Origin of the sequence: Neobacillus terrae, assembly GCF_011393025.1 — a bacterium.
GTDB classification, from domain to species: domain Bacteria; phylum Bacillota; class Bacilli; order Bacillales; family Cytobacillaceae; genus Neobacillus_A; species Neobacillus_A terrae.
Genome location: NZ_JAAOEO010000050.1, coordinates 1 through 11,272, shown reverse-complemented (window position 1 = coordinate 11,272; position 11,272 = coordinate 1). Strand labels below are relative to the sequence as shown.

The window sequence follows — 11,272 nt, the reverse complement described above, 5'->3', positions numbered from 1 at the left end:
TACGAGCGAATGGCTAGTTCTTACTCGACGGGAATCCCACCCGCTATATGATACGACCTAGGCTCGGCCGCACACCTGCCAGTTACTTTAATAAGAAAAGCCGGTGAAATTTGCAGCCAGATCTGCCATCCACTTTTAAACAATAAACCATTGAAATGGGCGCTCTCCCCTTTTTAAAAAAATGAATGAGCTTCGTCTTCTTTAGTATTGCCCTTTTTCCATTTTGTTTAAGTTAATTTTCATGGTAGACAATCATGCCGCTCACGCGGCACCATCAAATGAATGAAAATACTTTTATCCTAGTCTAGTTCCCTCTCCCCTTGTCAATCCTGTTAATATGGCTGGCGAAGGAAGGTCGTTAAACTATGGTGCTTACAAGCCCGCATGGTAGACTGATTCACTACGACCAGGTGCACCACAAATTGTTGCTCTCTGATGAGAAGCACGCAGGATAGATTAATCTTATATGGTTGTTGCACCAGCCTTAATTTATTTCAGCCTAGGAAGGATTTTACAAATGGATGTTGTATATAATCGCTGTTGTGGACTTGATGTTCACAAAAAGAGTATTACCGCTTGCGCGATTACTCCAAAAGGAAAAGAAATTGAAACATTTGGTACGATGACACACGAACTTTTCCAATTGGTGGATTGGATTAAAAGCAAACGCTGTACTCATGTTGCCATGGAAAGTACAGGTGTGTATTGGAAGCCAATCTACAATCTATTAGAACTTGAAGAAATGCAACCGATGGTTGTAAATGCTGCTCATATCAAGGCTGTTCCGGGACGTAAAACTGATGTTAAAGATGCAGAATGGATTGCAAAATTGCTTCGCCACGGTCTTCTTCAACACAGTTATATCCCAAATAGGGAACAAAGAGAACTACGTGAGTTAGTTCGATACCGCCGTAGTCTAATTGAAGAAAGGGCTAGGGAGATTAGTAGAATCCAAAAGGTTCTAGAAGGTGCTAATATTAAACTTTCTTCAGTTGCGACTGACATTATGGGTGTCTCAGATAGAGCAATGATTGAAGCCATTATTAACGGTGTAAATGATCCACAAACATTATCAAGCCTAGCTAAAAGAAGCTTGAAGAAAAAAAAGGATGATTTAGAACGTGCTTTGGTAGGATCCGTTGGACCCCATCAAAAGATGATGTTAAAAACTCAACTTTCACACATTGACTTTATGGATCAACAGATTGAACTGTTAAGTGAAGAAGTCCAGCAACGCATGCAGCCTTATGAAGAAGATATTGAATTACTTGATTCTATCCCTGGAATTGGCAGAAGTCACGCCGAACAACTTTTGGCTGAAATCGGAATTGGCATAGATATTTCAAACCAGTTTCCTTCGGCTCCTCATTTATGTTCATGGGCTGGTATGGTTCCAGGTAACAATGAAAGTGCTGGCAAAAAAAAGTCTGGAAAAACGAGAAAAGGTAATAAAAAATTGCGAGCCGCACTTGTTGAAGCAGCACATTCGGCAGCTAGGACAAAAAACACCTACCTATCTTCCCAATACCAACGTTTGGCGGCAAGAGTTGGTAAAAAACGCGCAGCAGTTGCGGTTGGACATACCATATTAACAATTGCATATCACATGTTAAACAGAAGAGTACCTTATATTGAGTTGGGCGCAGATTACTTTGATAGACGTAAGAAAGAAATCGTGATCAAGCAATCTATCAAACGATTAGAGACACTTGGTTGTAAAGTAACTGTTGAAGCAATAGCGTAATTATGGTCAAAAAAATATAGCTAAAATTCGAGACCCGGATCTTTTTGAAAAAATGGATCTTATAGGGTTTAGTTTCGTATTGCCAAAATGCCCTTTTACCATTACTATTTTTCAGGATAGTTCAATATGGTTAACGCTATTATTGATATAACCACTTCCGAAAGTTTCAAAAGGGTTAGAAAAAAGCTTTGTTGTTTCGAAAGATTCAGAATCGTATGCTCAGCAAATGAAAAACTGCCCATCACTGGACGGCCTTACGCTTTGCTCTTATTAATGTGCTTTTTGAAATTCCTGTCATATCCTCAACTTGCTTATACGAATGTTCTTTAAGTTATGATACCTACAAAAGCTTAAAGTAATAAGCCTTGGCTTTAAAGGTAAAGACTGTAACTAGAAATTGAAATTGAGCACCTAAATGATCACCGAAAAGAAAAAGACCGACTGGCTCGGCCTTTGGTTACATCTTTTTATGTATGGTTGGCGGGACTGCGTAGGAATCGAACCCACCTGACCTCGCACACAGGTCACAAGAGGTTTTGAAGTTTGCTGACGTCTGTTTTTCTAGTACCTGGATGTACCAAGAAGTACTGATTTATCAAGGTTTCTTGCTTTCTAATAGTTTGTTGTGATTTCTAATTTTAAAAAATTGGGCACCTAGCATGGCACCAAAACGCACCTAAATACTATTTGAGTTGGAGATCGTGCCCCCGACTTTGCGAGCTGGTACCAAGCCTGATTGGGCCGCTGTGATACCCACGGGCAAATAATGCCTGCAGCTGCATCCGTAGCCTGTCCTTTATCTTTGCGATCAATAATTAGAACCTCAGCACCCATTTTTGCTAACTGATATGCTGTTGATGCCCCAAGAATGCCAGCCCCAACTACTATGACCTTTTTCATACAGGAGTACCCTCTTCAAATGTCTTTATAAATTCCTATCCTATATTATAACTAATGGTGCAGGTAATTATAAAACAATCGGAGTGTACTCGGTGAAGGGAAAGATGTCTTGCATGTCCAGCTTAAAATTGTGTTGTAAACATAAACGTTGGCTTTGGGCAGCTGGCCCCCGCTTAACCAGAAGTGGATAAAGCGTCCTATATGTCCATCTCCCACCATTTTTGTTCTTCTTGCTTCATCTGTTTCTCGGTTTGCTGAGGATAGGCGGTCCGGAATTTATGATGGTCAGCTGGGATGATTTCTACCATTTTTGCAATCATATCTTCCGGGTCAAACTGGTTGTTTAAGCCCACTTCCGACTTTTTTATATCCTCTTTTCTCGTGAAGTTTTTCTCTTCATCGTACCATTTCCATAGCTCTTCTGCCGCGCGATCATTAAAACCTGTCTTGAAGGAACCAGGGTTAATGGTGGCAACTTTTACTCCAAATCCTTGAAGTTCCAACTGAAGGGTATGGGCAATTGCTTCAATCGCGTGCTTTGTAGCGGCATATGGACCGCCATATGGAGATGCCAAAATTCCAGATTCTGAACTCATAAAGACGATTTTTCCGCTTCCCTTTTGAACCATCTTACGTGCAGCTATCTGTACTGTTTCCAAGGTTGCGAAAACATTTACCTCAAAGAGTGCCCGAAATCGGTTCATCGGCACTTCCCCGAGTGGCCCTCGTTCATTAATGGCAGCATTTGCAACAAATACGTCAAAATCATACTTCTCTATCTGTTCCAGATCCAAAGGGTTCGTAATATCGACTTTAATCACCTCTATATCCAGTTCCAGGTCATTTGCTTCCCGCAGAAGGTCTGTTTTTTGAGAAGTAAGCTCTGTAGTGGCAATCACACGATGACCTTTTTTGGCAAGACCAATTGCTGCGCCTCTGCCCAGCCCGGTGCCTGCACCAGTAATGAAAATTGTTTTGTCCATGTTAAATTCCTCCATTCGAAATAGCATGCCAATTTATTGTTCCCAATTGCAGTAAGGGCAAACCGAACAGGCGCAACTTTACCGATTCGATTCAAGCAGGATTAATGACGGCGTCGCTGTAAAAAAAACCGGCGGTGATATCTTTTTATCTGCTGTAGTGCTATACCGTCTATAAGTACCCGGTCGTATAAGAGCATATCGGCCACAGGTGCAATATAGGCCTGCGGCCCAACCAAACAAATAGTAACCCATAATCCTGCAATATTGAAAATTTATCTTACATGCATTTGAGTACATAAACGAAATTCATCACATCTTTATTTATAATGAAGATGATGAAAGAACGGATAGCTATAGCGCTGAAAATATGCTTTGTGAAAGAGGATGGGTTCGAAATAATTCACATGATCTAGTTTATCTCAAATATTGATCTGATAAGGATTTTTTTTACAAATCCCTTGGCTACCAGGAGCATCTGAATTTGTGCAAAGTGGTGGGATGTGGTGAACAAGACATGGGAGCGAAAACCTCCAGGTGATGTGGAGAATGCGTACAGCATATGGAAATTTTTGGAGTTATCACTACCTCCTTTATTTAAGCACGTCTTCAGTAGCCATTATGTCTAATCCTGCTTCGAATCTTTACCTTAGATCTTTCAAGTGATTTGAAATCCTGCGAATTAGCGAGTATTCGTGAGAAAAACGCATTAAACTAAGGGAGCACAATAACAAAAAAAGTGCCAACCATTTTTTAATATGGTGACACGCTGATCTTTCTAATTTCATATATAAGCATAGGTCCCTTCAGCCTTTTGAGTATTGCTGAAGGAGTGTCTAATTATTCAGCTTTTAAAAAAATTTATTAGAAACCTATCTCTCTAGTTTTATTACATAAATAGGTCGATATTTTAAGAAAAATCCATTTATTGCTTTTTAATTGGAGTGACAACTGCAAATGAATTTTCTGCTGGATCTGATACATTGAATTCAATGATTTTATAACCAGTTTCTCCTTCTTTAAACCCGTTTTTTCTCGATGTTGTTAGTTGATTACTATTCATAGTTCTTTCTTCCACTTAAACAAATTCCTCACATTAGCTACTATATGACATTTGTAATAATGTGCGCATGACAAATTCCCCATTTATCTCATTCGATACATAATTTAACAATTTATTTACCTTGTTTTTACAAACGTTTGTTACGATGTTTTGGAAACGAAAATGGAGGAGGAATAAAAATGAGAAAAGTGTTCAAGCGTCTCTGTGCTGTCTCTACAGTAGCTGTACTGACCGGCGGGCTCTTCATGAGTACTAAACAGACTTTTGCAACCGATAATGATCGACAAACTGGGGCAAATGGAAAGGGCAACTCTGACATGGTTAATCTCCAATTATTAAGCTTGACAGACCTCCACGGGTACCTTCAAGCATTCAATGACAAGTCAAACGGAGAAATTATGACCACAAGCGGGCCGCTTAAGGTTGGCGGTGCAGCCTATATCTCTGCTCATATTAAACAGCTAAAACAAGGTCACGAAAACTCCATCCTCTTCTCGGCAGGTGACGACTTCAGCGGCTGGCCTTTTGAAGTTGCAGCATATCATAATGAGCCTACAATCGAGTTCCTTAACAAGATTGGGCTAGAATTCTCAGTAGCAGGAAACCATGAGTTCGATGCTCCAAAGCAATTCCTGACCGAACATATGATGAAGGGAAAAAGTTTTGGAGTCCGTGGCGTTGACAGTTCGTTTACCGACTCTACGGGAAAAACATTCAAAGGTGCCGACTATAATTACCTTTCTGCCAATATAATTGATGCCCATACCGGTGATTTGGTGTTAAAGCCTTATACCATTAAAAGGATCAAGGATGGCAAAGGGGGTACCATTCCTGTCGGTTTCATTGCTCTAACAACCCCAACAACCATAACTGGATCTACTTCATTTCAAGAAGGAATTCTAACAGCTGACCCTCTAGTTGAGACGGCAAACAAGTATGCAAAAGAATTGCAGGAAAAAGGTGTTGAAACCATTATCGCAGTCGTTCATGAGGGAGGATCGACAAAAAGTGACGGTTATGATATTAACGGGTCTGACAGTCCTTCTGGTCCTATCTTCGATTTTGCAAAAGAGGCATCACCTGCGATTGATGCGATTGTGTCCGGTCATTGGCATGCCAAGTTTAATGCCGTCATTAACGATCCGGCCGGCAACCCGCGTCCAGTTGTGGAAGCTGCCAATCATGGGCGCCTTCTTAACGAACTGAACTTGACGATTGATCGAAAAACCAAGGATGTTGTGCGCAGCATGACCACATCGATGAACCACCCAGTTACACGTGATATACCAGCTGATCCAGAAATCGAGAAAATGGTGTCCTACTGGGTAGAGCGCGGAAAGGAACGCTGGGCACAGCCGGTGGCAAAATTAACCGGAGATTTGACTAGAGCACGTAATGCGAATGGGGAAAGTACACTTGCTGATGTTGCGGCAGATGCCCACTATTATTCTGGAAAAAAAGCAGAGAATCCAGCTGAATTCGCTTTAACCGCAGCAAGTCCTTTACGTGGTGATTTACTATATAAAAAAGGTACGAATCCAGAGGACAGTGATGGGCAAATTCTGTTTGGCGAAATGTGGCAGTCTCATGGATATCAAAACCCGGTTTTAGTTGTATCGTTAACAGGTCAGCAAATCAAACAAATTTTGGAAGAACAGTGGAGAAAGAAGGCAGACGGATCTGAAAGCTTTTATCCGCTTGCTGTATCTCATAATGTCCACTATAGTTACAATAAGAGCAAACCGCTTAATGATAGAATCGATCCTATGAACGTTCTGATTAATGGAAAGCCCCTCGACCTGAACCGTACCTACCGGGTGGCAGCATTAGCTTACTTGGTCATTGGAGCAGATGGGTATCCAAGCTTTACACAATATCGCGAACCTGAACGTGCTGAAGTTGATTATTGGGCTTTCTTAAACTATTTAAAGGAACAGAAGGTCATCGTACCACCAGTTCTAGAACGTGTCTCTTCCCTATCAGTTTCTCAATAATGATAAATAAACTTTCCTTACAACAGTACAGCCAAAAAAAATTCATAAAAAAGTCGTTCATCCTTCCTTAATCAACGCACCTAGCTAAGCCTAATTTATCTTTTCTTGCGACACCACGGGCAATAAGCTATTTTAATTTTTGAGGAGCAACCATAAATAGATTTTAAACTTCAAAAAAGCTGGAAACGAAATCAATTAACGTTTTCAGCTTTCTTCTTATTAGAAAATCATCCGCGCAGCAATTCGTTCAAAATCCAGACCTTTATCAAAAATAACCGGTGATTTTCAATAAATTAACAGATTCCATATTTAGCGTACTAACCAAACAGGTTGACTTGATCCTCTTGGTACTAAAACAGTTCTATAGTACTCAGGTGTTTCAGACATGTGCACTTGGTCAGTGTAACCACGATACGTTCCTACTGCTGTCTCCAAGATAAATAGTTCTGGTTTTTTTTCTGCGTGTTCAGGTGTTTTGTTCGCAACACTTTCAACATATGATTTATCGAAAATACCTAAAGACGTAATCCAAAGAGCAACTCGTGATAATGAAACATGAACTCGATAGCTACCGCCCTCTTTTGCACGTTTACGAAGCGCAGCCATTACACCAATTGACGCAATCCATGAAACAAGGTAATCATTCACAACGTTAATGACTGGAATCTTTGGATTTTCTAAATCACCTTCAAATACCATCATGCCAGTTACAGAACCTGCTACTTGGTCAAATCCAGGACGCCCCGCCCGTGGTCCCCGATCACCATGTGTACTTACATTACAATAAATAATACCAGGTTTTAATATTGCTGCTTCTTCTGCTGTTAAGCCAATTTCTTGCATTAATTCTGGTCGACGATTTGCAAAGAATATATCAGCATCTTTTAATAAATTCTTGACCACCTTAATACCTTGTGGTGTTTAATAATTTATACGAGATGAACGCATACCCACATTCGCAGTATAGTAAGTGGAATCATGTTCAAATTCATGAGGTCGCCAAATATTGAGGACATCCGCACCATGTGCAGCTAACGCGCGACCCAACCCCGCTCCTGCAATAACATGTCCCATACCAAGAGCTCTCACACCATCTAGTGGAGCTGCTGGTTGTTCAGTAAACGGAATCGGTTCCGATTCACAAATTTTTCAATTAAAGGTACATGAGCTAAATAGTCTTGATAAACCTTTTCATTCATGAATTCTTCTAATGTTCCAACTTTTCCCATAACTATGCCTCGTTTTGCAGCCTCTTCTTCAAGTTCATCTGAATCCCACTGAGAAATCGCCTTCATTACGGAAGGAATACTATTTCTACATTCTAGGAAATCTTGCATAACGTCGCGAAGTTTTGGATAGATATTCGCTGGAATGACATGGCGACCATCTTTCGTCTTCATTAAAAGAATAAGTGCACTTAGATTTTTATCCACTATATCTGCAGTCCCACCGTTAATTCGTTCAAGCATATTATAGGAGAAACTAAGTCGCTCAATGGATTTCGCAAGATCCACCTTCAAATCTTGGCCTTTGCCTGTTCGATCTTTCCATATCGCTGCAGCTGCAACCGCTTTCTTCTTATTCTGGTTATAATTTCCTGGTATTATGAGAGATTTGTCCTTTTTGCTGGCCAGCGTCAGGACTCTTTCATTCTACCAAGAGGTTGTTTTTTTGTTCAAACTCCATTTTCCTTAATTACAGGAATGCTGCCCCGTTAGCTCAATAACAAAAAAGGATCGCCGTAGCAATCCCCCTACTTAAACTATTGCAGCCGTTAGTATGAATAAGAAAGATTATTTTTTTACAATCGGTATATAAATATCAAAATGCGGATCATTCGGATCACGATCAACTGGGTAATATTCATGTTTAATTGGCATATAAGGATCATAGTAAGCTACTCCAGCTTCTCTAAATGCGGTATAGTCACTATCAAATAGCCATTGATGTAAATCCGTATATGTCTTTTGTATATCTTTTCCTTTGTTATGTGTAGTCTTCACATACGTCCATTCAGGAACCCTTATTTCAATCATCCCATCAGGAATATCCTGCTCCTCACTCACTTCATACACAGCGTAATGTGCGAACCCATTTTCAACTACATGATAAGATAGACCTAATTGAACACTGGGTTTAACCTTATACTCTAATTCATCTGCTCGGTCTTCACTTTGTTGAATGACGTTTTTTAAAATCGGTACGATTTCAGAAAATGTTCCCTCCCATTTTAATCCTACTGCCCGATAGGCTGGTAACGTTAAAATTTCATAGCACACTTTATTTCCTCCCTATTCTTAAAGTGTCATAAATTCCTTATACAGTTTTCGCTATCTATGGGTGAAACACCTTCTTCCACTAAACTGCCCCGTTAGTGCCATAAGAAAAAGGCTGCCGCAACAACCCTTGTTATTGAAGTAAAGCACCCGTTAGCTTAAGTACATTTCTTCACAATATGTTCGTACTTCGCGCAGGTTCCAAAACCAAGTAAAACTCTGGCAACAACTAGCCACCAAACAGGAGGTACTCCAAACGCCTGACCAATTGGAATTAAAGCAACAGAGATGATCGAAGAGTTAATAGGATTTAGTATGGAACCTAAAACCATGGGAGCAACTAGTTTTTGATTAATGATTTATATTTGTAGCCTTCCTACTAAATATAGACAAATCTATTCCTTCCTTCCTTCATTTAATCTAGAAAGGTTTCGGAAACTAAAAAATCGTTCTAAATTTGGGAACCTTTTTTGTAGTAAAATCCTCTTTTCTAATTAAACTAACCTCCCCCCAGTTGAATCAAAATGAATTTCCTTAACTCTGGAAAAGTTACTTCTATATTGTTAAATGTTACTAGTTAATGGAGTTGACTAAGTGGTATCAAAAACATAACATCTCCAACAATACCTTGGGAGGAACATATGTTTAAAATAGTAGACATTATTCAATTTCTAATATCATTTTTTCTAATATTTCCTATGGTTAATTTTATACATTTGTGTGGACATATTTTTTTTGCCACAATTTTTGGCGGTATTGAAAAGAAAATAGTAATAGGATGTGGAAATAAGTTATTTTCCATATGGAGAATTGAATTGAGAAAATATTATTTTTGGAATGGTTCCTGCGAGTTTTCATCACTTAAGTATGATAATCGGTGGACTAATACTTTTATTTATCTCGGGGGAGCCATTTTTAACTTGCTATCAATGTTCTTTGTAAATACTCTTATATATCAAGGTATATTAAATTTTTCTGTCTTTTGGAAACAATTCATTTATTTTTCTTTCTATGTTCTATTCTTTTCCATATTTCCGATGTCTTTTTCCGACGGCAGTCCTAGTGATGGAAAAGCAGTAGTTCTTTCAGTCAAAAAACAACATAAAGACAAAATAACCGGCGATATTCAAATTAAAAGCAAGAAATGACAGTAGGCGATTGAATAAAGCCTATTTAAAGTCTAGTGAACAAGATTAAAGCTAATGCATATAATACCGGTTATTAATTATAGCAAGATAAAACTATTTTTAATTACCTGTACTCAAAAATATATTCATTTTGAAATTATTTTTTGATTATTGGCAACGACCACAGGGTATAAAAAAGTAAACTTTTATAATTAGGGGTGAGAAGATGAAAAAAGAAGAACTTTTAAATCGTATCACCGATAGTCCAGGAAGTATAAGAATTTCTTCCCTATCTTCAAAAGAAGAGGCAGAACACATAGTTGCTTTAGCAAAGCATTTAGAATATGAAGGTAAAATAGTTTTATCAGAATACTGTATTGAAAACAAACCTATATCTGTTTCTTTAACAGCAACTCAAATAACGTAAAATTTTATATTGAACTTAAACTGAAAGCCAATTTCTAAACCATTAAATGCATAAGGGAGGGATTTAAATGCCATTTAAACGTGAATATGATTCGGTTGGTGAAGCATTAAATAACGCATCTAGATTATACGATAATGGAGTAAGCAAAGAAGAAGTTTTTGTGCTTGCTAATAAACATAAAATTAGTGACTTTGAAGTTCCAAAAGAGAAACTAGATGTGAAAGACAATTTAATAAAAAAGGATGCTGAAGAACTTCATAATAAATTAGAAGAGATCGGTTTTATTAAGAAAGAAACTAAAGATTATAAAGAGGAGCTGCAAGACGGCAAGGTGTTATTGGTGGGTAAATATAAAAAAGATGAGAAGCTTTTACCTGATGAATGATAACAGACGGATTTGCAAAGGGCTATTTAAACTTAACTATTAGGATTGAGTACCATTACAAAAATGAACTTTCCCTCTTGAAAGTTCATTTTTTTATATGGAAAAGACATACTATTAGTAGTGAGTTTTCAAAGTCTTTAAACTCACAAACATTTCTACTGTGCAATAGGTGTAATCAACTCCATATGAATACACGTTTGATAACCATTTTAAATTATAATCTACCCCGTTAAAGGAAACAGAAGAAGGTTTTACTTAATGAACTAAAGCCCCCGTTACTTTAAATACATTACTTCACAATCTGCTTTTTTAATCAAACCAATAAATGCAAATACTTAATTAAGCATCACACCCTATAGTTGTACAATCAATAGAT

10 protein-coding genes and 2 pseudogenes are annotated in these 11,272 nt (G+C 38.4%); 5 read left to right on the top strand and 7 right to left on the bottom strand.

Annotation, left to right across the window (positions count from 1 at the left end; translation table 11 throughout):
• Window positions 1-517: 517 nt before the first annotated feature.
• On the top strand, window positions 518-1,744 hold the full coding sequence (locus tag G8761_RS26105) for an IS110 family RNA-guided transposase (protein WP_166030854.1): 1,227 nt from the start codon (window positions 518-520) through the stop codon (window positions 1,742-1,744).
• A gap of 241 nt (window positions 1,745-1,985) precedes the next feature.
• Here G8761_RS26105 and G8761_RS26100 read toward each other — a convergent pair.
• The 4 genes and pseudogenes from G8761_RS26100 to G8761_RS26085 all read right to left on the bottom strand — a co-directional run.
• A pseudogene (locus G8761_RS26100) lies at window positions 1,986-2,072 on the bottom strand (recombinase family protein); the annotation flags it as partial.
• A gap of 371 nt (window positions 2,073-2,443) precedes the next feature.
• Window positions 2,444-2,644 (bottom strand): annotated as a pseudogene (locus G8761_RS26095) (FAD-dependent oxidoreductase); the annotation flags it as partial.
• Window positions 2,645-2,841: 197 nt separating this feature from the next.
• On the bottom strand, window positions 2,842-3,627 hold the full coding sequence (locus G8761_RS26090; RefSeq protein WP_166030853.1) for an SDR family oxidoreductase: 786 nt from the start codon (window positions 3,625-3,627) through the stop codon (window positions 2,842-2,844).
• A gap of 922 nt (window positions 3,628-4,549) precedes the next feature.
• Entirely contained in the window at window positions 4,550-4,702 is a 153-nt protein-coding gene (locus G8761_RS26085; protein WP_166030852.1) for a hypothetical protein, read from the bottom strand.
• A gap of 164 nt (window positions 4,703-4,866) precedes the next feature.
• Between G8761_RS26085 and G8761_RS26080 the strand changes: the two genes are divergently transcribed.
• Window positions 4,867-6,681: a bifunctional metallophosphatase/5'-nucleotidase gene (locus tag G8761_RS26080; protein WP_166030851.1), complete on the top strand. Its 1,815-nt coding sequence runs from the start codon at window positions 4,867-4,869 to the stop codon at window positions 6,679-6,681.
• Between the two features lie 309 nt (window positions 6,682-6,990).
• On the opposite strand, the gene G8761_RS26075 is transcribed toward G8761_RS26080, so the two are convergent.
• The 3 genes from G8761_RS26075 to G8761_RS26060 all read right to left on the bottom strand — a co-directional run bounded on the left by G8761_RS26075 (window position 6,991) and on the right by G8761_RS26060 (window position 8,960).
• Complete coding sequence (locus tag G8761_RS26075) at window positions 6,991-7,590, bottom strand: CoA transferase (RefSeq protein WP_338001042.1); 600 nt, start codon at window positions 7,588-7,590, stop codon at window positions 6,991-6,993.
• 185 nt (window positions 7,591-7,775) lie between these two features.
• Window positions 7,776-8,201 (bottom strand): hypothetical protein, encoded by a 426-nt coding sequence (locus G8761_RS26065; RefSeq protein ID WP_166030848.1) that lies wholly within the window; start codon window positions 8,199-8,201, stop codon window positions 7,776-7,778.
• 273 nt (window positions 8,202-8,474) lie between these two features.
• Window positions 8,475-8,960 carry a GyrI-like domain-containing protein gene (locus tag G8761_RS26060; RefSeq protein ID WP_166030847.1) on the bottom strand — a complete coding sequence of 162 codons (486 nt, stop codon included), beginning with the start codon at window positions 8,958-8,960 and terminating at the stop codon, window positions 8,475-8,477.
• A gap of 638 nt (window positions 8,961-9,598) precedes the next feature.
• On the opposite strand from G8761_RS26060, the gene G8761_RS26055 reads away from it, so the two are divergent.
• From G8761_RS26055 to G8761_RS26045, 3 genes are all read left to right on the top strand, one after another.
• Window positions 9,599-10,105 (top strand): hypothetical protein, encoded by a 507-nt coding sequence (locus tag G8761_RS26055; protein WP_166030846.1) that lies wholly within the window; start codon window positions 9,599-9,601, stop codon window positions 10,103-10,105.
• 205 nt (window positions 10,106-10,310) lie between these two features.
• Window positions 10,311-10,511: a hypothetical protein gene (locus G8761_RS26050; protein ID WP_166030845.1), complete on the top strand. Its 201-nt coding sequence runs from the start codon at window positions 10,311-10,313 to the stop codon at window positions 10,509-10,511.
• Window positions 10,512-10,578: 67 nt separating this feature from the next.
• Window positions 10,579-10,896, top strand: a complete 318-nt coding sequence (locus G8761_RS26045; protein ID WP_166030844.1) for a general stress protein — start codon at window positions 10,579-10,581, stop codon at window positions 10,894-10,896.
• Window positions 10,897-11,272 lie beyond the last annotated feature (376 nt).